The organism is Aeromonas sp. PrichA-15, from assembly GCF_017939245.1.
In the GTDB taxonomy this organism is placed as follows: Bacteria; Pseudomonadota; Gammaproteobacteria; order Enterobacterales; family Aeromonadaceae; genus Aeromonas; species Aeromonas caviae.
Genome location: NZ_JAGKRH010000008.1, coordinates 1 through 18,818, shown reverse-complemented (window position 1 = coordinate 18,818; position 18,818 = coordinate 1). Strand labels below are relative to the sequence as shown.

Sequence of the window (18,818 nt, the reverse complement as noted above, 5' to 3'; positions counted from 1 at the left end):
ATCCATGAACAGATCTATGCTCGCCGTCCTGATCGGCGCTTTGATGGCAACAGGGACGGTGCAGGCTGCCGCCCAGGACAACACCTGGTATGTCGGCGGCAAGGCCGGCTGGTCAAATTATTACGGGGTGGATTACAACGCTCAGGTCGAAGAGCTGTTCGATGCGACCAAGGTGAACGAGAACAGCGATGATCTCGGTCTGGGGCTGTTTGCCGGTTATCAGGTAAACAGAAACGTGGCGATTGAGCTCGGCTATGACTGGCTCGGCAAGTATCAGGTGGACAAGCACTACTCGGGCAACGGGGTTGATTTCGCACTCGATGGCGAGGCCAAGGCCCAGATGGTGCAGGCCACCATGAAGATCATCCTGCCTGCAACCTCGGCACTGGATATCTACGGCCGTCTCGGGGGGGCCTATGCCTGGACCGAGAGCTCACTCAACGTCAGGGCCAGCGATGGCACCAGCAGCCTCTCCGAATCCCATGAGGGCAACAAATATCATGGTGCCGCCTTTGTCGGGGCGCTGGGGGTCGAATACGCCATCGACAAGGATTGGGCCGCCCGCCTCGAATACCAGTACACCACCCCCCTTGGCAAGACTTCCCTCGACGAGTCAGGCATCGAGATGGACAACGGCCTGCTGTCGGTCGGCATGCTCTATCGCTTCGGCCAGATCGGCGAAGAGCCGGTGGCACCAACGCCTGCGCCCGAACCTGCGCCCGCCCCGGCCCCCGTGCTGGTGGAGAAACAGTTCAGCCTGGATTCCGATGTGCTGTTCGAGTTCAACAAGGCGACCCTGAAGCCAGCCGCCAGCCAGGCCCTCGACAACCTGTTTGCCCAGATCCTGGCGGCCAATCCGAAAGACGGGGTGGCGACGGTGATCGGTCATACCGACCGCATCGGCTCGGAGGCCTACAACCAGTCCCTCTCCGAACAGCGTGCCCGCACGGTGGCGGATTATCTCATCGCCAAGGGATTGTTTGCCGACAAGGTGCGTGCCGAAGGGCGGGGAGAGTCTTCGCCCGTGACCGGGGGCAGCTGCCCGGATGGCGCCAAGGCGCAGATGATCGCCTGCCTGGCCCCAGATCGCCGGGTCGAGGTACGCCTGACCGGGGTCTCCCAGGTCGCCGAATAAGCCATCTTTGCCTTGCTATTAAACAACGAGGGGGCCTTGGCCCCCTCGTTGTTTATGTGGTTGTGAGTCGTGACGTTTGCAGCCGCCTGGCGCAATGACTCACCATGATCAGCAGCAAGGCGCCGGGCAGCACTGTTTGCCAGAGGAAAGGCCAGGACTGGGTGGTGAGCAGGATCAACAGTGGATTGGCTCCGGCAGGGGGGTGGATCAGCCCCAGTCCCTGCATGAGTGCAATGGACAGGCCCACACCCAGCGCCAGCTTGAGTTCCATCGGTAGCGGTAGCAATTGCACCACCAACCCCACGGTGGCCGATAACAGGTGGCCTCCCAGCACGTTCTGCGGACGGGCCAGCGGACTGTCCGGCAGGGAGAAGAGCAGCACACAGCTTGCCCCGAACGGTGCCATCAACAGGGTCGACTGCCAGCTCATGTCCAGCCAGCCGAGCAACATTATGGCCAGGCAGGCACCGAGCCCTGCCAGCCAGGCACTTCGCCATCGTCTTGTTTCCATCTCCTGTCTCCTTGTCTGTGCCGGATCACTTGATCCAGCCTGCGACATTAGGTAGACAGATCGGTGTACTTCAAGAGGAAAGTCACCATGAGCGACAAACGGCAACAGCTGATGACGACAGCCTATCGGCTGTTCAATCGTCACGGTTTTCACGCCACCGGCATCGATCGCATCTGGGCCGAGGCGGGCAGTACCAAACGCACCCTCTATCGCCACTTCCCCACCAAGGATGCCTTGATCGAAACGGTGCTGATGGCGCGGGATGCGGAGTTCTTTGCCCTGCTCGATGCCAGGATGGATGGGGTATCGGGGCGGGAGGCCAGGTTGCTGGCGCTGCTCAATGGCTTTGCGGACTGGTTTGGTCGCAGTGACTTCTACGGCTGCAACTTCATCAACGCGAGCGCCGAGTTCTCCGATCCTCGCCACCCGGTGCGCAAGCTGGTGGTGGCCCACAAGCGTGCGTTGCTGAACTGGGTCAGGGAGGCCCTCGAATGCACCGAGGTGCAGGCCACCGGATTATGCCTGCTGCTGGAAGGGGCCGTAGTGATGGCCCACAGCTATCAGCAGCCTCTGGCTCTGGAACAGGCCAGGGTGTTGGCGGAGGCCGTGCTGGCAGAGCCGCGCTAGCTCAGTTCCGTGGGGTCGATATCCAGACTCCAGCGCACCCGCTTGGTCTCGGGCCACCCCTCCAGCTCCGTCACCGCCCAGTCGAGCAACTGGGCCAGCGGTGCCCGGCTGGGCCCCTGCACCAGCAGCTGCATGCGAAACTTGCCCGCCTTGCGCTCCATGAAGCCGCTGATGGGCCCCAGCACCTGCACCTGGGGATAGCGGGCGCTGCGCAGGGTATCGGCGAGGCGACTGAGGAACAGCTGTACCTCGTCGCGGCCGTTGGCCTCGGCCCGGAACAGTCCCTGATGGCTGAAAGGTGGCAGCCCCAGCAGGCGGCGCTCTTTCAGCGCCGTGTCGGCGAAGTGGCCGTAACCGTTCTGGGTCAGATCCTGCAGCAGGGCATGCTCGGGATGGTGGCTCTGCAACACCACCAACCCGGGTTTGCTGGCACGACCAGCCCGGCCCGCCACCTGGGTGTAGAGCTGGGCCAGTTTCTCGGCGGCGCGAAAATCGGCGCTGAACAGGGCGCCATCCACATCCAGCAGGCCCACTAGCGTCACGTCCGGGAAGTGGTGGCCCTTGGCCAGCATCTGGGTGCCGATCAGGATCTTGTACTTGCCCGCCTTGATGTCGCCGAGGTGCGTTTCCAGCTCCCCCTTGCGGCGGGTGTTGTCCCGGTCGATGCGCACCACCGGATATTGCGGGAACACGGTGCCAAGCAGTTGCTCCAGCTGCTCTGTGCCGACCCCGGAGCCGATGAGCTCGCTGCTGCCGCACTCGGGGCAGTGGTGGGGCAGCGGGCGCACGCTGTCGCAGTGGTGGCAGTGCAGCCGCCGACCGGCCTGGTGCCAGGTGTACCAGGCGTCGCAGCGCTCGCAGGCGGCACTCCAGCCGCACTGGTGGCAAATCAGAGCCGGGGCATAGCCACGGCGGTTGAGAAACAGCATCACTTGGTTGCCCGCCGCCAGGTGCTCTGCCATCAGCTGTTCCAGCTGGGGGGAGAGGCCCGCCTGCAGCCGCACGTTCTTGATGTCGAGGATCACCTGGCGAGCGGTCTGGGCGTTGCCGGCGCGGCGAGTGAGAGTGAGGTGGTGATACTTGCCGCTGCGGGCGTTGTGCAGCGTCTCCAGCGACGGGGTGGCAGATCCAAGCAGGATGGGAATGCCGGCGCGATGGGCCCGCATCACTGCCAGATCCCGCGCGTGGTAGCGAAAGCCGTCCTGTTGCTTGAAGGAGCCGTCGTGCTCCTCGTCGATGATGATGATGCCGAGGTCCTTGAACGGCGTGAACACCGCGGATCGGGTGCCGATCAGAATGGCGGCACCGCCGTCGCGGCAGGCCAGCCAGGCATCGAGCCGCTCCCTGTCGTTCATGGCGGAGTTCATCGCCACCACGGGCACGTTGAAGCGGCGGCGAAAGCGGTTGATGGTCTGGGGGGTGAGGCCGATTTCCGGCACCATCACCAGCGCCTGCTTGCCAGCCTTGAGCAGGGGCTCGAGGATGCTGAGGTAAACCTCGGTCTTGCCGGAGCCCGTGATGCCGTCCAGCAGGAAGGCACCGAACTTGTTGCTCTGGCTGGTGACGGCGGCCACCGCCAGCGCCTGCTCGCCGTTGAGGCGCAGCCCCTCACCCGGCTCGAAGCGGGTGGCCCAATCACCATCATGGCTCGGCTCCAGCGAGCGCTTCTCCAGCAGTCCCTTCTTCTCCAGCGCGGTGAGGGCTGCGCTCTGGATCTCCTCCTGTTTGAGGGCGGAGGGGGTCTGCGGCCCCTTGCGCAGCAGGGCGAGGGCCTGCTGCTGCTTGGCCGCCCGCTTGAGCTCGTTGAGGTCGATGGCCATGCCGGCCTCGGTGGCAAACCAGAACTCCAGCTCCCGATAGGCGGCGGGCTCCCCCTTGCGCACCAGCACCGGCAGGGCATGGGGCAGCACTTCCCCCAGCGGATGCTGGTAGTAACCGGCGCTCCAGGCCATCAGCGCCAGAATGTCGGGCCCCAGCACGGGGGAGCTGTCGAGCACCCTCTTCAAGGGTTTTAATTTGTTGCGGGGGACCTGGCTCTCGGTCGGGTGATCCACCACCAGACCAACCAGGGTCTGCGGGCCGAACGGGATCTCGACCCGGCAACCGGGGGCAGGCAAGGGCAGGGGAGAGAGATAGTCGAAATGACGGCGTAACGGCACCGGCACAGCCACACGAACCAGATCCAGCGTTTGGGAAGAATTCACCAGGGGTTGCCTATTTTTTCTGCGAAGCCACTTGCCTGATCTCAGGCGTTTCCTATATTATTCGCAGCCTTTGAAACTGTGTTCAACAATCGTGTGGTGTCCGACAAGAGATCGGATGGCGACACGGCCTGATAATTGAGGTTGTCCATGAAAGCTGGTATCCATCCTGACTACGTAGCCATCACCGCCAAGTGCTCTTGCGGTAACGTCATCAACACCTTCTCTACCATTGGTAAAGATCTGAACCTGGACGTGTGCTCCGAGTGCCACCCGTTCTACACCGGCAAGCAGAAAGAAGTTTCTAGCGGCGGCCGCGTAGACAAGTTCAACAAGCGTTTCGGTGGCTTGACCTCCAAGAAGTAATCTTGCTTCTGAAGAATTCTGAAAAAGGCGCCCATCGGGTGCCTTTTTTATTGGCCGCCATTCTGTAATTCCCCGCTTTGCCCTATGGTGTTGGCTCAACCAAGGGAGAAGAGCCGATGCGCACATGTCTGGTGATGGGAGCTGCCGGGTACATAGGATCCTACCTGGTGCCCCATCTGCAGGGTCTGGGGTACAGGGTCATCGCCGGGGCCCGTCGTCCCTGCCGTCTGCCGGAGGGGGTGGCGTTTCGCCTCGCCGACAGCCTCAAGCCTGCCACCCTGCCCCCTGCGCTGGCGGGGGTCGACACCGTCTTCTATCTGGTACACGCCATGGGGGCGGGGGCCGGTTTTCACCGGCTGGAGCAGCAGGGAGTGAAGAACTTCGCTGCTGCCGCCCGTGCCGCCGGGGTGCGCCGCATCGTCTATCTCGGCGCCATCCAGCCCGAGCCCTGCAACAGTCGCCACCTCAACTCCCGGCGCTACTGTGGCGAGCTGTTTCGCAGCGCAGGGGTGCCCACGGTAGAGCTGCGTGCCGGCATCATCATAGGCCCCGGCTCGGCGGCGTTCGAGGTGATGCGGGATCTGGTGTACAACCTGCCCATGATGGTGACGCCCAAGTGGGTGCGCTCCCGCACGCCCCCCATCGCCCTCTCCAACCTCTTGCACTATCTGGGCGGGCTGGTGGAAGCCGACGGGGTGGATGGCCAGATCTTCAATGCGGCGGGCCCCGAGCTGCTCAGCTACCAGCAGCAGCTCCAAAAATTCGCCGCCCATATCGGCAAACGCTGCCCCATCATTCCGATCCCCTTTTTGAGCCCCCGGCTCTCCGCCTGGTGGCTGCAGTTCGCCACCTCGGTTCCCCAACCCATCGCCAAGGCGCTGGTGGGGGGGCTCAAGCACGACATCCCGGCGGATGACGGCCCCTTGCGCGCCCTGCTGCCCCAGCATCTGCTCAGCTTCGATGAGGCGCTGGCGGAGAGCCTGGCGCTGGAGCAGAGGCTCGGTGCCGAGCAGCACGGGGAGGAGACGCCCCTTGGTCTGCGCTGGCGTCATCCCGAGTATGGCTTCTACGACCGCACCGCCAGCGGGGAGGCGGATTGCCTCGCCGCCCGCGAGGTGGTGTGGCAGGTGTTGCAGCAGCTGGGGGGTGAGCAGCGCTACTTCTACATGAACGAGCTGTGGGTGGTGCGCGAATGGATGGATCATCTGATCGGCGGCCCGGCCCGGACCCGGGGACGCACCAACCCGGATCGCTTCGTGAAGGGGGACATGCTGGACTCCTGGCAGATCCTCGGGGTGGATGAAGGACGCAGGCTGGATCTGCTGTTCAACATGAAGGCCCCCGGCGTCGGTCGGCTGGAGTTCAACATCCAGCCCCTGGAGTCCGGCCTGACCCGGCTGCGGGTGACGGCCCACTGGCATCCGCAGGGGGCCTGGGGGCTGGCCTACTGGCTTGCCATGCTGCCGTTTCACCTCTTCATCTTCCAGGGGATGACGGAGGCCATCGCCCGGCAGGCAGAGGCAAAAGCCGGCATTCCAGTCATGGATTGAAATCGAATCTATAACTAATTGGGTGGTTTTGGGTGGCATGACATGCTACTGATTAGTCTGTCATTGCTATCCAGCGATATTTTATGCTGTGAAAGGGCGGGGGATTTCTTTATGATCCTCAGCCCTCGCCCGCTGGCGAGCCAACGCATCACTCATTCATTTCCGTATCGGGGTCCCCCATGTCCGATCAGCAGCACGATCTCCGCCAACAAGCACTCGACTACCACGCCCAACCCGTTCCGGGCAAAATCGCCATCGCCCTCACCAAGCCCGCCGAGACCGCTCGCGATCTGGCGCTGGCCTACAGCCCGGGCGTTGCCGAACCGGTACGCGAGATCGCCGCCAATCCGGCCGATGCCTACCTCTACACCGGCAAGGGCAATCTGGTGGCCGTCATCTCCAACGGCACCGCCATCCTGGGGCTGGGCAATCTGGGCCCGCTGGCCTCCAAGCCGGTGATGGAGGGCAAGGCCCTGCTGTTCAAGCGCTTTGCCGGCATCGACGCCATCGACATCGAGGTGAAGCACGAGACCAGCGCCCAGTTCATCGATACGGTGGCCGCCATCGCCGACACCTTCGGCGGCATCAACCTGGAAGACATCAAGGCCCCCGAGTGCTTCGAGATTGAAGAGGCACTGATCGCCCGCTGCGACATCCCGGTGTTCCACGATGACCAGCACGGTACCGCCATCGTCACCGCCGCCGGGCTGCTCAACGCGCTGGAAGTGCAGGGCAAGGAGATTGGCACCAGCCGCATCGTCTGCATGGGCGCCGGCGCCGCCGCCACCGCCTGCATGGATCTGCTGATCAAGTGCGGGGCTGCGCCGCACAACATCTTCATGCTGGACCGCCAGGGTGTGATCCACAGCGGCCGCACCGATCTCAACCAGTACAAGCAGCGTTTCGCCAACGACACCCCTCTGCGCACCCTGATGGATGTCATCGACGGGGCTGACGTCTTCGTCGGCGTCTCCGGCCCGGACGTACTGCCCGCCGAGGCGGTGGCCCTGATGGCCCCCAACCCGGTGATCTTCGCCTGTTCCAACCCGGACCCCGAGATCAAGCCTGCCCTGGCTCACGCAGTGCGCGGGGATCTCATCATGGGAACCGGCCGTTCGGACTACCCGAACCAGATCAACAACGTGCTCTGCTTCCCCTTCATCTTCCGCGGCGCCCTCGACGCCCGTGCCAGCCGCATCAACGATGCCATGAAGATCGCGGCAGTGGAGGCGATCCGTGCTCTGGCCAAGGAGCCGGTGCCCGCCGAGGTGCTGACCGCTGCTGGCGTGAGTGAACTCGCCTTCGGCAAGGACTACGTCATTCCCAAGCCCATGGACGCCCGCCTGCTGCCGCGGGTTGCCCGTGCCGTGGCACTGGCGGCGGTTGCCTCCGGGGTGGCCCGCATCGAACTGCCGGCGGATTACATGCTGGATTGAGTCACGGCAAGCGCGCAAAAACAGAAGGGGCCCCCTGTCGGGGGCCCCTTTTTCATGGCGGAAGCGGGCAGCTTACTTGGTCTTGGGGGCAACCTTGACGGCCGGCGCCTTGGCGTGGGCAGCCTTGTGATGCTTTTTCACGACCTTGGTCTGGGTGGCGTGGGGAGCGGCGGCCTTGGTCGGGGTGGCGGCCATGGTGAAGCCGGAGGTCAGGGCGAAGACAGCGGCCAGAGTCAGGGGGATCAGCTTGTTCATATTCCAGTTCCTCGTTCGGTTTGATGACATGGAGCGTTTCTCCATGACTTCATCCTAGGGCTGTTCGACCTGCGGTTCAGTGAGCGACTGGTGACGGTTTGTATCCAAATGTACGGGCAGGGTCAGGCAGAAACGGGCACCGCTGCGGCTTGGCAGCAGTTGCACCTCGCCGCCGTGGTGGTGGGCGATGCTGCGCACGATGGCCAGCCCCAGCCCGGCGCCGCCGGTGCGTCTGTCCCGGCTCTGATCCAGGCGCACGAAGGGTTCGAAGATTTGCGGGGCCAGGGCGGGATCGATGCCGGGGCCATCGTCGGCCACCTCCAGCTGATAGTCGTCCCCCTGTCGCGCTATGCAGAGGCTTGCCTGGCTGGTGGCATGGCGCAGGGCGTTGCCGATGAGGTTTTCCAGCGCCCGGTCCAGCAATCGGGTGTCGCCGCGCCAGGGCAGAGCCATGGCCGGGCGCACGAAGTCGAGCCGCTTGTCCGGTCGCAGGGCCTGCCAGTCGGCCAGGCGGCTGCCGGCCCAGCTGCCGAGCTCCAGATCGCTGCATTGCAGCGGCAGTTCGGGGCGATCGAGCCTGGCATAGGTGAGCATCTCCTCGATGAGGGCATCGAGGGCGCCGAGGTCCCGCTCCAGTCCCTGCTGCTCCTCGGGTGAGGGAGGCTCGGCCAGCATGGCGAGGCGATAGCGCAGCCGCACCAGGGGGGAGCGCAACTCGTGGGCGATGGCGTCGGTCAACTGCTTGCGACTGGCCAGCATGGCCTGCAACTGCTCCGCCATCTGGTCGAAGGTGCGGCCGACCTGGCCCAGGCTGCTGCCGGGCGGCAAACCGGTGCGACAGGAGAGATCCCCGTCGCCGACCCGGCGGGCGGTCTGTTCGAGCTGTTGCAGGCCGCGCCAGTGGGGGCGCAGCCAGAGCAGGATGGGCAGGCCGAGGGAAAGGCCGATGAGCAGCAACAGCCCCACGTCCACCCAGTGCAGCTCGTGCAGGTAGGAGAGGTAGGGGACGGGGCCGACGATCAGCACCTTGTCGGTGTTCGGGATGCGCTGCAGGAAGGTGTCATCCTCTTCGACGATGACGATGTTGCCCGCCTCGAGGAAGGCCTGATCCTCGCTGGCCAGGGGCTGGTTGGCGAGGACGCCGATCTGCAGCGGCAGATTGAGCTGGCGGCTCTGCTCGCCGGTGCGGGTGGCCCAGTGTTCCGGCGGCAGCCGGGCCAGCTCGCCAGTGAGCAGGCCGAGGGAGCCTTGCATCATCCGCTCCAGATAACGGTCCCCCGCCCGCTCTGCACTGACCTGATAGACCAGCCCGATGAGCAGAATGGCGAGGGTGAAGCAGCCTATCAGCAACAGATAGAACTGGATAAACAGGCGTCGCATCGGGGCTCTCCTCTTGCCTGGATTGCGTCTGGACATTGCCTTGTTGCCCCTCATCCCCAACCCTTCTCCCGCAAGGGGAGAAGGCTGAGTGCATCAAGGTCATTCGGCGGGGCTTATTCCCAGGCCTGGGGCACCAGCAGGTAACCTTCTCTGGCGCACCGTCTTGATCCAGATCGAGTTGTTGCTGTCATTCCCTGGCTTCTGGTGTGCAGGCGTGTGAGACACCAGCTCATTCCCAAGCCTGGGGTACGAGTAGATAACCCTTCTGGCGCACCGTCTTGATGCGGGTCGGGTTGTTGCTGTCATCCCCGAGCCGGCGGCGCAGACGGGAGATGGCCACGTCCATGCTGCGATCCTGGCCGTCGTAGTCGCGCCCCCGCAGGCTGCGAAACAGCGCCTCCCGCCCCAGGATCTGGCCGGCGTGGCAGGCCAGCTCCCACAGAAGGTCGAAATCGGCGGTGGAGAGGGGAATGCTCTCCCCATCGAGGCGCACGTCCCGACCCGGGCCGTCTATCTGGAGGCGGCCGAACTGCAGGCGCTGGGGTGGGGCGGCGGGGACCACGGCCTGCTGGCTCTGCCCCTGCTGGCTCTGCCCCTGCTGGCGAAACTGGACTCGTAGCCGGGCCAGCAGCACCGGGGGGGGCGTGGTCTTGAGGATGTAGTCGTTGGCCCCCAGCTCCAGGCTCAGGATCTGGTTCATGTCGCTGTCGAGCGAAGTGAGCATGACGATGGGGCCGGCAAAGCGCGGGCGCAGATCCCGGCACAGGGAGAGGCCATCCTGCCCCGGCAGCATGATGTCGAGCAGCACCAGATCCGGCTGCTCGGCCAGGGCCCTGTCGAGTGCCCGGTCACCCCGGGTCTCCAGCAGCACCTCGATGTCGTGGCGACCGAGCCAGCTGCTGATGAGCTGGCCTATCTCGGGATCGTCTTCAACAAACAGAACGCGTGGCATGGTGGCGTGGTTCCCCGGTCATGGCGTGAGTGGGCGTGTCGCCAGCATAACGGCTGCGTCCGCGCTCTGCACCGGGATAACTAATCAATGCGGGGGTTTTTGCCCCTTCTCCCGGGGGAGAAGGGGGGACAGGATGAACCGGTTGGCATCGGGCCGCCCCACTTGCCCCGTGGCGGGTCGGGGCAGCGCGATGAGGCAGGATCCGCGCCCTTTAGTGGCCAAAGCGGCTCCGGCTGCCATGGAGCAGCCGGGGAACCGCCCGGATCAGCCGCCCTTGCGCTTCAGGTACACCCCGGCTTCCATGTGGTGGGTCCAGGGGAACTGGTCGAACAGGGCGAAGCGGGCGATCTCGTGGGTTTCACCGAGCACGGCCATGTTGGCCTGCAGGGTCTCGGGGTTGCAGGAGATGTAGAGGATGTTGTCGTAATCCTGCACCAGCTTGACGGTGGCGTCGTCCAGACCGGCCCGGGGCGGGTCGACGAAGATGGTGTTGCACTGGTAGGCGCCGAGCTCGACCCCCTTGAGGCGGTTGAACTCCCGCTCGCCGCGCATCGCCATGGTGAACTCCTCCGCCGACATGCGCAGGATGATCAGGTTGTCGACACCGTTGGCGGCGATGTTGAACTGGGCGGAGTCCACGCTCGGCTTGGCGATCTCGGTGGCCAGCACCTTGCGAAAGTTCTGCGCCAGGGCGATGGAGAAGTTGCCGTTGCCGCAGTAGAGCTCCAGCAGGTCCCCCTCGCTCCCCTTGGTCACGTCCAGGGCCCAGCCCAGCATCTGTTCGTTGATGGCGGCGTTGGGCTGGGTGAAGCTGTTTTCCACCTGCTTGTAGACCAGCTCGCGCCCCTGGACGGTCAGGCGTTCGATGACGAAGTCATCCCCCAGGCAGATCTTCTGCTTGTGGGCGCGGCCAATCAGTTGCAGCTCGAACTCCTTGGCACGCAGGTCGGCCTGCAGCGCCTCGGCGGCCTGCTGCCACTCGGCTTCCAGCTTGCGGTGGTAGAGCAGGCTGACGCAGATCTGGCCGGACTGGGTGGAGAGGTAGTCTATCTGGAACAGCTTCTTGCGCAGCACGGGGTGCGGGCGCAGCCCCTCCAGCAGCACCGGCATCAGTCGGTTGATGAGCAGGCTGGCGGTGGGGAAGCTGTCGACCCGGATAATCTCCTTGGTGGCCGGTGCATACATGCAGTGGAAGAGGTCATCCCCCTCGTGCCAGATGCGGAACTCGGCGCGCATCCGGTAGTGCTGGGCGGGAGAGGCGTGCAGCTCCAGCGCAGGCGGATTGAAGGGGGCGAACAGCTGGGTGAGGCGATCGCGCTTCTCGTCGAGCTGGGCCTGGTAGTCGGCAGGAGTCCGTCTGCCCTGGGCGTCGGCGGAAGATGGCTGGGATTGAGTCATGGATACCTCGCATGCACCGGGCTGAGCCGGGGAAAGACCGTGGGAAGGCCGCAGCCAACCAAAGGGTGGGGATTTTAAAAGGCCGTTGCGGATTGTCCAAGTTTTTTGTGGTCAAGAAGTGGCCAGTCGGGCCGATAACCGATCCACCACTATAGGCGGGAGAGTAATGATGCAAATTGATGGCATGGGCGCAGCCCAACCCAAGGGAGTGGGCATTGCTCCCAAATCGCCTCAACAGACGGAGTCGAAGACGGCGGACAAGGGGGATGAGGTCTCCCTGAACAAGCCCCCGAAATGGGCCCAGGTGCTGATCCAGCAGGCGCTGCAATTTGCGCTGGAGATCAACGGCCAGGGCTACAAGGCACCCAAGGTGCAGGAGCCCCAGGAGATCACCCCGGAGACCCTGTTCGATTTCCAGTCGGTGGCGGACAACGTGTTGCAGTTCGTCACCGGGCGGATAGGCGCGGCCCGTGCCGACGGCAAGTCCGACGACGACCTGACCAAGATGATGGAGCAGGCCCGCAAGGGGGTGGACAAGGGCTTCGGTGACGCCAGGAAGCAGCTCGGTGACTGGGCGGACAACGAGGATATCAAGACCGGCATGGATCAGAGCTACAAGCTGATCCAGAAGGGGCTCGACGAGTTCGAGAAGGAGTTCTTCGGCAAGGTGTCGACCACGGATCTGGGGGATGCCAGGATGGCCAGCCGCCAGCAGGCCCTCCTCGAGATCGAGACCCGGGATGGGGACAAGGTGATGCTGCGCTTCAGCGACAGCTGGCAGTTCAAGTCCCAGAGCGATGGGGGCGGCAGCCAGTTCAGCCTCAAGTCGAGCCAGAGCTTCGACTTCTCCCTGGAGGGGGATCTCGACAGTGCCGAGATGGATGCCATCGGCACCCTGGTCAAGGGGCTGGACGAGCTGGCCGGGCAGTTCTTCAAGGGGGGCGACGGCAAGACTCTGGCTGACGGGCTGAACGGGCTGCAACTGGATGACAGCCAGCTGGTCTCCTACTCCCTCAAGCTCAAGCAATCGGCCAAGTTGAGTCAGACCTACCAGGGGGCCAGTTCCCTGCAGGAGAGCCTCAAGCCCCTGGCGGACTACCTGCCGAGGCTCAGCCGGTTGCAGCAGCAGGCCGACGCCCTGCTGCCCCCTTCCCAGCAGGAGGCGCTGACGCCCACCGTGCTGGCGGCGCGGGGTCAGGACGGGGCGATCCAGGGGGCAGGCTTCATGGGCTTCAACCAGCGGATGCTGGAAGCCATGCGACTGCTTGGCCAGCAGATGGCGACCGGCTAGTCTGGCGACGCCCCCGTGATGCCGGCGGGGGCGGGGTGTTTGCCAGCCCGTCCCCGGGCTGGCACACTGCCCTTTTCCCCAGCCCGGCGATGCCATGAACCCCAAGAAGCCAAGAGACAAGCGCGAGCTCTGCTACCCCTTCATCTTCGAAACCCAGTTCCAGTGCGACTACGAGATCGCCACCGACGAGCTCTGCTGCCAGGTGGGGGCCGTGCTCTCTCATCTGATGCCGGATGAGGATACCCGGCCCGTGATGGCGGATCTGGCGACCCTGCAGCGGCTCATCTACAACCTCAACGGCTCGGTGCGGGGACGGCTCGGCATCTTCGAGGAGGATCTGGACTGGCTGAAGGGACGGTACGATCACTACAACGAGGCGAGTCGCGGCCGGGTGACCGGCTTCGTGCTGCCCCAGGGGCCCCAGCCCATACCCACCCTGCACCTGTGCCGCTGTGGCAGCAAGAAGGTGGTGCGTCTGCTGGTACGCCTGGAAGAGAGCGGCGTGCGCTTCGATCCTATCCTCTATCGCTTCGCCAATCTGCTGGCCAACTTCTTCTTCGTGCTCACCGTCTACCTCAAGCAGGCGTGGGATGTGACCGAAGTCCCCTATGTCAGCATCAACTACTGATATAAATGACTGAAAAGGCTTTTATTTTTCTAGAAGATCAAAGACGATCAAGCAAAGTTATTAAAACTTGGATGGTGCCGACAGCGGAGTGGGAGAAGCCATGACATCGATTCATCTCAGTGGCAGTTCGTTCTTGATGCCGGGCAACCTCGCCTGGCGACCCCTGGCTGAATATGGCGAAGTGCAGGTGGCCCCCCATGGCCAGTGGTTGCAGACCCTGATGAATCAGGGCGCCGATGCCGCGGCCGGGACCCACATCATCATCTGGCTGTGGGAAGATCTGGTGCCCGCCCGGACCCTGCAGGAGTGGGGCCGTCTGGCGCAGGACGATCAGCAGCTGGCGGTTGCCGCCTTTGTCGACGCGCTCTGCCTGCCTCTGTTGCAGCATCTGCAGCGCCGCCCGCAGGATCACCTGCTGGTGGGGGCCTGCAGCCATGCTCCGCTCTGTGTCTATGGCCCTGCTCCTGCCGTGCTCGCCGCGCTGGCCAGTGCGTTCGAGCAGCAGATGGCCCGCCTGCGCCTGCAGCAACCCGGCCTGGACGACCTGCACCTGCCGCTCTGGCTGCAACAGCATGGCCGCCAGCACTGCTTCGATCGGCGCAACCTCTATCTGATGTCCTGCCCCTTCTCCATGGCCGGTCTGGCCAGCCTGGCGCAGTGGATGCTCCCCTTGCTGCAGCGGTTGCAGCAACCCGCCCACAAGGTGCTGGTGCTCGACTGCGACAATACCCTGTGGGGCGGTGTGGTCGGCGAAGACGGTGTCGGCGGCGTCCTGCTGGGGCAGGACGGGATGGGCCGGCTCTACCAGGCCTTCCAGCAGGCGGCCAGCCACTGGCACGGGCAGGGCATAGTACTGGCGCTCTGCTCCAAGAATCTGGCGGACGATGTGTGGCGGCTGTTTGACGAGCATCCGGGCATGGTGCTGACACGGGCGCAGATCGCCGCCGCCGAAATCGGCTGGGAGCCCAAATCCCAGGGGCTGCGGCGGCTGGCAACCCGCCTCAATGTCGGGCTGGACAGCCTGGTCTTCTGGGATGACAGCGAGCTGGAGCGGGCCGAGGTGCGGGCCAACTGCCCCGAGGTGCTGGTGATTACCCCGCCGGCCGATCTCTGGAGCTGGCCGGATGTCCTGCTGACGCTGCCGGCCCTGTGCAGTCGCCACCAGAGCCGGGATGACGGCCTGCGGCAGCACTCCTATCAGGCCCAGGTCGAGGCCGAGGCGGTGCGCCGGCAACTGGGCGACGAGCACGCCTTCCTGCAGCAATTGGCGCTGCAGGCCGACTGGCAGCCGCTCTCCCCGGGCAACCAATTGCGAGCCGAACAGCTCAGCCAGAAGACCAATCAGTTCAACCTCTCCGGCCGCCGCTATCAGGCGGCGGAACTGGCCCGGCTGGCCGCCGAGGGGGGCTACGTCTGGCTGGCCGGCCTGCGAGACAGATTCGCCGATCACGGCATGACGGCGCTGCTGGTGGTGCGCCCGCTCGATGAGGGCAGGGCGCTGCTGGATACCCTGGCCATCAGCTGCCGGGTGCTGGGGCGCGGTTTCGAATACTGGCTGCTGGCGCAACTGACAAACCATCTGCGGGCGCAAGGCGTGACCGAGCTGGTCATCAGCCTGGTTGTCACCACCCGCAACCAGCCGGCGCGGGATTTTCTGGCGAGCCTGCCAACCCGGCCGATAACCACTCCAGCGGGCTTGCTGCCGCTGGCGGACGAGCTGTTCCTCACGCTTGATCTCTGTTCTCTTTCTCTCCCGTTTTTGGAGTTCTATGCCAATGAATGACCTTATTGCGCTGGCACATCAGCAGTTCCCCCAGGCCAGCATCAACGCACAGTCTGCCCTCGGCAGCTTTCCCGAGTGGGACTCTCTGGGTCACTTCAACCTGCTGCTGCTGGTCGAGCAGCACTATGCCGTGCGGTTCGAGCCGCAGGAGCTGGCCGAGTTGAAGAGCCTGGCCGACATCCAGCAAGCCCTGCTTAGCAAAGGGGTTGCCGTGTGAAACAGGTGCTCGAGCAGGCGCTGACCGAGCTGGGGATCCCCAGAGGCGGCGCCCTGATGGTGCACTCGGATGCCATGGTGGTGGCCCAGTTTGCCGGCATGGGCAACGCCGCGGGTATCGCGGCCTTCTGGACATGCCTCGAGCAGTGGCTGGGCGGGCACCTGCTGGTGCCGACCTTCAGTTACAGCCCGATGGCGGACGAGTGCTTCGACCCTGCGCAGACCCCGAGCAAGGTGGGCTTGATGACGGAGCTGTTCCGCCAGCGGGAAGGGGTGGTGCGCACGCGTGATCCCGTCTTCAGCATGGCGATCAGCGGCCCGCAGGGGGCTGCGCTGGTGGCCCGGGAGTGTCACGACTGTTTCGGTCAGGAGAGCCCGTTCGGCTGGCTGGCGGAGCAGGACGGCTGGCTGCTGGGGCTGGGTTGCCACCCCGACCGCATCACCTTCACCCACTACGTGGAGCAGCGGCTGGCCGTCCCCTACCGCTATCACAAGATGTTTGCGGGCCAGGTGCGCGTCGATGGCCGCGTGCGGGAGTGGCAGGCGGATTACTATGTGCGCGACCTGTCGCTGGCCAGCGAAATCGACCTCTCCCGGCTGGTGGCCCTGCTGCAGGAGCGGGGCGCCTGGCGCCAGACGCTGTGCCAGCGGGTGCCGGTCTGGGCTGTGTCGTGCCGCGACTTCATCCTGGCCGCCAGCGAGTTGCTGGCGGCGGCCCCATACGCCCTGATCCGGGCGGGAGGAGAGTCCCATGCAGTTTGATCACATCGGACTGGTGGTACCGGACCTGGCGAGCGGTGTGGCCTATTGCCGCGACGTGCTGGGGCTGAGCCGCTTCTCGGCGGCGGTGGAAGATCCGCTGCAACGGGTCTGGGTGCAGTTCGCGCACGACGACCATGGTATCTGCTACGAGCTGGTCGCCCCGGCCGGCGAGGAGAGTCCGGTTGCCCAGGTACTCAAGACCCGGCGCAACGTCATCAACCACCTTGCCTATCGGGTGAGCAACCTGCAGGAGAGCGCCGAACGGCTGCGCGAACAGCGTCACCTGCCCCTTGGGCCCAGCCTGCCAGCGATCGCTTTTGGGGGCTCTCATGTCCAGTTTTTTCTCAGTCCCTTGGGACATATTGTTGAGCTAATTGAGGGGGTTGAATGATGCCGAATCATGACAGTTGTTATTTGCCTACAGACTGGGCTGACCAGGATCAGCTTGGCGAACAGCTGCATCGTTTGCTTTCCTTGCTGTTTCCGCTCAATCGCAGCTTGACAGGCGATGGTGTAAGAAAAACATTGGCCCTGTTTCGCGAACATTGTTTACCTGAATTGCAGATCCATGAAGTTGCCAGCGGAAGCACATTTTTTGATTGGACAGTGCCGGATGAGTGGAATGTCAGAGAGGCTTACATCTTGGGACCTGATGGGCACAAGGTGGTTGATTTCAATGATAGTAACTTGCATTTGGTGGGTTACTCAGAACCGGTACGCTGTACTCTCCCTTTAGCAGAATTACAACCTCACTTGCACTCCTTGCCTGAGTTACCGGATGCCATCCCCTATGTCACGTCTTATTATCAGCGCCGTTGGGGCTTTTGTTTACCCCACAATGTGCGGGAAGCGTTACCCGAAGGAAATTATGAGGTTGTGATCGATACCAGCTTGCAACCGGGCTCACTGACTTATGCCGAGTGGGTGCTACCGGGGGAGAGTGAGCAGGAAATCTTGTTATCCAGCTATGTTTGCCACCCCTCCATGGCCAACAACGAGTTGTCCGGCCCAGGTGTCGGAGTGTTTTTGATGGCCTGGCTGGCCTCCTTGCCTAAGCGACGCTACAGCTATCGATTGATGCTTGTTCCTGAGACAATCGGGGCTATCGTTTATCTCTCTCGCCATCTGGAGCACCTCAAGTCTCATACGTTGGCTGGTTTTAATCTGACATGTATGGGGGATGAAAGGTGTTACTCATTCTTACCATCCAGACAGGGGAATTCTATAGCTGATCGCATAGGACGCCATGTGTTGGGCCATATCGCACCTGATTATATGGCGTATAGCTATCTTGATAGGGGTTCCAACGAACGTCAGCTATGTGCTCCTGGCATAGACTTGCCAGTCACCACCATGATGCGCAGCAAGTACGGTTGTTATTCCGAATACCACACCTCTTTGGACGATCTTACTCTGGTCACGCCGCGGGGGCTGGCGGATAGTTTCCTAGCGTTGCGGCGGGCGATCGAGTGTCTGGAGTTGGATGAATACTGTGAGGCTACCGTATTGGGTGAGCCCCAATTGGGGCGTCGTGGCCTCTATCCGAATCTATCAACACGTGAGTCCGGTGCACAGGTAAAGGATATGATGAACCTGCTGGCTTACAGCGATGGTCATCTGAGCCTTTTTGAGATTGCCGAGATCATCGAAGTACCGTTTTGGCGAGTCGAGCCCTTGGCTAGAAAGCTTATGGATGCAGGGGTTCTGCGCAGGCGTAGTCGTCTTTGAGAATAGGTATTTCGTTGCATGATGTGATGGATGAGAATCCATAGATATTGCGATCGTTCAACTTTGTTTCATCAATCCTGATCACATCGTTAGGAGAGGACCATGAGATGTCCATATTGTCACAGTGATAACACATTGGTTTTCCTTGAACGCAAGATGCCAGCCGTTTTATCTGCATACTCAGGTGATTTTCCGGTAAAGGTGTCGGAATTGCAGGTCAGTGCCTGCAAAGATTGTCTGGTGGGGTTTGCATCCAAGAAATTATCATCGGAAGAACTAACGGAAATATATGACAACTATCTATATATTTCTCCGCTGAATAATATCGGCGCCTCTAAATATGACGGTATGTTTGATACCATAACAAGTCATTTTGGCAAAGATGAAAATATACTGGAGATTGGCTGTTCAGAAGGATATTTGCTGAAAAAACTGAACGAGAGCGGATTCTCCAACCTGATTACCCATGACCCTCAGCCAGCTTCAAGAGCCGATATGGCATCGGAGGGCTTGCCACGACTGCATGCCCCAATTCAACCAACATGCTCTTGAGGTCAAAACGATGATTAAACCGGAAGCAGTATTCCGCAAGATGCCTT

At 62.9% G+C, this 18,818-nt stretch carries 18 protein-coding genes and 1 pseudogene; 12 read left to right on the top strand and 7 right to left on the bottom strand.

Annotation, left to right across the window (positions count from 1 at the left end):
• The first annotated feature begins 4 nt into the window (after positions 1–4).
• The gene (gene ompA, locus J9889_RS01970) at positions 5–1,135 is read left to right on the top strand and encodes a porin OmpA (protein ID WP_104452107.1); all 1,131 of its coding nucleotides are present in this window, start codon (positions 5–7) and stop codon (positions 1,133–1,135) included.
• A 52-nt stretch (positions 1,136–1,187) separates the two neighbouring features.
• Here the strand turns inward: ompA and J9889_RS01965 are convergent, their stop codons facing one another.
• Positions 1,188–1,583, bottom strand: a complete 396-nt coding sequence (locus J9889_RS01965; protein ID WP_174213895.1) for an HPP family protein — start codon at positions 1,581–1,583, stop codon at positions 1,188–1,190.
• A gap of 150 nt (positions 1,584–1,733) precedes the next feature.
• Here J9889_RS01965 and J9889_RS01960 point away from each other — a divergent pair, with 150 nt between their 5' ends.
• The gene (locus tag J9889_RS01960) at positions 1,734–2,273 is read left to right on the top strand and encodes a TetR/AcrR family transcriptional regulator (protein WP_210555887.1); all 540 of its coding nucleotides are present in this window, start codon (positions 1,734–1,736) and stop codon (positions 2,271–2,273) included.
• Here the strand turns inward: J9889_RS01960 and priA are convergent.
• Positions 2,270–4,477 carry a primosomal protein N' gene (gene priA, locus J9889_RS01955; protein ID WP_210555886.1) on the bottom strand — a complete coding sequence of 736 codons (2,208 nt, stop codon included), beginning with the start codon at positions 4,475–4,477 and terminating at the stop codon, positions 2,270–2,272. The two genes, J9889_RS01960 and priA, sit on opposite strands and share 4 nt — an antisense overlap.
• Before the next feature lie 147 nt (positions 4,478–4,624).
• On the opposite strand from priA, the gene rpmE reads away from it, so the two are divergent.
• From rpmE to J9889_RS01940, 3 genes are all read left to right on the top strand, one after another.
• The gene (gene rpmE / locus J9889_RS01950) at positions 4,625–4,840 is read left to right on the top strand and encodes a 50S ribosomal protein L31 (protein ID WP_010676078.1); all 216 of its coding nucleotides are present in this window, start codon (positions 4,625–4,627) and stop codon (positions 4,838–4,840) included.
• A gap of 116 nt (positions 4,841–4,956) precedes the next feature.
• Positions 4,957–6,390 (top strand): DUF2867 domain-containing protein, encoded by a 1,434-nt coding sequence (locus J9889_RS01945; protein ID WP_210555885.1) that lies wholly within the window; start codon positions 4,957–4,959, stop codon positions 6,388–6,390.
• A 179-nt stretch (positions 6,391–6,569) separates the two neighbouring features.
• Entirely contained in the window at positions 6,570–7,826 is a 1,257-nt protein-coding gene (locus J9889_RS01940) for a malic enzyme-like NAD(P)-binding protein (RefSeq protein WP_210555884.1), read from the top strand.
• A gap of 72 nt (positions 7,827–7,898) precedes the next feature.
• Here J9889_RS01940 and J9889_RS01935 read toward each other — a convergent pair whose 3' ends face one another.
• From J9889_RS01935 to trmA, 4 genes are all read right to left on the bottom strand, one after another.
• A complete protein-coding gene (locus J9889_RS01935) occupies positions 7,899–8,081 on the bottom strand; it encodes a hypothetical protein (protein ID WP_010676075.1) in 183 nt (60 codons plus the stop codon).
• A gap of 54 nt (positions 8,082–8,135) precedes the next feature.
• Positions 8,136–9,461: a two-component system sensor histidine kinase RstB gene (gene rstB / locus J9889_RS01930; protein WP_210555883.1), complete on the bottom strand. Its 1,326-nt coding sequence runs from the start codon at positions 9,459–9,461 to the stop codon at positions 8,136–8,138.
• 229 nt (positions 9,462–9,690) lie between these two features.
• Positions 9,691–10,413, bottom strand: a complete 723-nt coding sequence (gene rstA, locus J9889_RS01925; RefSeq protein ID WP_210555882.1) for a two-component system response regulator RstA — start codon at positions 10,411–10,413, stop codon at positions 9,691–9,693.
• Positions 10,414–10,677: 264 nt separating this feature from the next.
• Positions 10,678–11,811: a tRNA (uridine(54)-C5)-methyltransferase TrmA gene (gene trmA, locus J9889_RS01920; RefSeq protein ID WP_210555881.1), complete on the bottom strand. Its 1,134-nt coding sequence runs from the start codon at positions 11,809–11,811 to the stop codon at positions 10,678–10,680.
• Between the two features lie 169 nt (positions 11,812–11,980).
• On the opposite strand from trmA, the gene J9889_RS01915 reads away from it, so the two are divergent.
• The 7 genes from J9889_RS01915 (at position 11,981) to J9889_RS01885 (ending at position 18,219) form a co-directional block, all read left to right on the top strand.
• On the top strand, positions 11,981–13,102 hold the full coding sequence (locus J9889_RS01915) for a DUF5610 domain-containing protein (RefSeq protein WP_210555894.1): 1,122 nt from the start codon (positions 11,981–11,983) through the stop codon (positions 13,100–13,102).
• A gap of 94 nt (positions 13,103–13,196) precedes the next feature.
• The gene (locus J9889_RS01910) at positions 13,197–13,730 is read left to right on the top strand and encodes an ATP--cob(I)alamin adenosyltransferase (protein WP_042016441.1); all 534 of its coding nucleotides are present in this window, start codon (positions 13,197–13,199) and stop codon (positions 13,728–13,730) included.
• A 100-nt stretch (positions 13,731–13,830) separates the two neighbouring features.
• The gene (locus J9889_RS01905; protein WP_210555880.1) at positions 13,831–15,513 is read left to right on the top strand and encodes an HAD-IIIC family phosphatase; all 1,683 of its coding nucleotides are present in this window, start codon (positions 13,831–13,833) and stop codon (positions 15,511–15,513) included.
• Complete coding sequence (locus tag J9889_RS01900) at positions 15,506–15,730, top strand: acyl carrier protein (RefSeq protein ID WP_065018462.1); 225 nt, start codon at positions 15,506–15,508, stop codon at positions 15,728–15,730. Before J9889_RS01905 ends, J9889_RS01900 begins: the two co-directional genes overlap by 8 nt.
• Positions 15,727–16,491, top strand: a complete 765-nt coding sequence (locus tag J9889_RS01895; RefSeq protein WP_210555879.1) for an AAC(3) family N-acetyltransferase — start codon at positions 15,727–15,729, stop codon at positions 16,489–16,491. Before J9889_RS01900 ends, J9889_RS01895 begins: the two co-directional genes overlap by 4 nt.
• Positions 16,481–16,882 carry a VOC family protein gene (locus J9889_RS01890; protein WP_210555878.1) on the top strand — a complete coding sequence of 134 codons (402 nt, stop codon included), beginning with the start codon at positions 16,481–16,483 and terminating at the stop codon, positions 16,880–16,882. Before J9889_RS01895 ends, J9889_RS01890 begins: the two co-directional genes overlap by 11 nt.
• Positions 16,879–18,219: a DUF4910 domain-containing protein gene (locus J9889_RS01885; RefSeq protein WP_041211975.1), complete on the top strand. Its 1,341-nt coding sequence runs from the start codon at positions 16,879–16,881 to the stop codon at positions 18,217–18,219. Before J9889_RS01890 ends, J9889_RS01885 begins: the two co-directional genes overlap by 4 nt.
• A gap of 460 nt (positions 18,220–18,679) precedes the next feature.
• On the opposite strand, the pseudogene J9889_RS01875 reads toward J9889_RS01885, so the two are convergent.
• Positions 18,680–18,818, bottom strand: a pseudogene (locus J9889_RS01875) (IS1595 family transposase); the annotation flags it as partial.

What these genes read in the sequence shown, in the direction of transcription:
- J9889_RS01935 (WP_010676075.1), bottom strand. Translation starts at nt 8,081, where the DNA reads ATGAACAAGCTGATCCCCCTGACTCTGGCCGCTGTCTTCGCCCTGACC.
- rstB (WP_210555883.1), bottom strand. Translation starts at nt 9,461, where the DNA reads ATGCGACGCCTGTTTATCCAGTTCTATCTGTTGCTGATAGGCTGCTTC.
- rpmE (WP_010676078.1), top strand. Translation starts at nt 4,625, where the DNA reads ATGAAAGCTGGTATCCATCCTGACTACGTAGCCATCACCGCCAAGTGC.
- J9889_RS01945 (WP_210555885.1), top strand. Translation starts at nt 4,957, where the DNA reads ATGCGCACATGTCTGGTGATGGGAGCTGCCGGGTACATAGGATCCTAC.
- J9889_RS01885 (WP_041211975.1), top strand. Translation starts at nt 16,879, where the DNA reads ATGATGCCGAATCATGACAGTTGTTATTTGCCTACAGACTGGGCTGAC.
- J9889_RS01915 (WP_210555894.1), top strand. Translation starts at nt 11,981, where the DNA reads ATGCAAATTGATGGCATGGGCGCAGCCCAACCCAAGGGAGTGGGCATT.
- J9889_RS01900 (WP_065018462.1), top strand. Translation starts at nt 15,506, where the DNA reads ATGAATGACCTTATTGCGCTGGCACATCAGCAGTTCCCCCAGGCCAGC.
- trmA (WP_210555881.1), bottom strand. Translation starts at nt 11,811, where the DNA reads ATGACTCAATCCCAGCCATCTTCCGCCGACGCCCAGGGCAGACGGACT.
- J9889_RS01890 (WP_210555878.1), top strand. Translation starts at nt 16,481, where the DNA reads ATGCAGTTTGATCACATCGGACTGGTGGTACCGGACCTGGCGAGCGGT.
- J9889_RS01960 (WP_210555887.1), top strand. Translation starts at nt 1,734, where the DNA reads ATGAGCGACAAACGGCAACAGCTGATGACGACAGCCTATCGGCTGTTC.
- rstA (WP_210555882.1), bottom strand. Translation starts at nt 10,413, where the DNA reads ATGCCACGCGTTCTGTTTGTTGAAGACGATCCCGAGATAGGCCAGCTC.
- ompA (WP_104452107.1), top strand. Translation starts at nt 5, where the DNA reads ATGAACAGATCTATGCTCGCCGTCCTGATCGGCGCTTTGATGGCAACA.
- J9889_RS01905 (WP_210555880.1), top strand. Translation starts at nt 13,831, where the DNA reads ATGACATCGATTCATCTCAGTGGCAGTTCGTTCTTGATGCCGGGCAAC.
- J9889_RS01910 (WP_042016441.1), top strand. Translation starts at nt 13,197, where the DNA reads ATGAACCCCAAGAAGCCAAGAGACAAGCGCGAGCTCTGCTACCCCTTC.
- J9889_RS01940 (WP_210555884.1), top strand. Translation starts at nt 6,570, where the DNA reads ATGTCCGATCAGCAGCACGATCTCCGCCAACAAGCACTCGACTACCAC.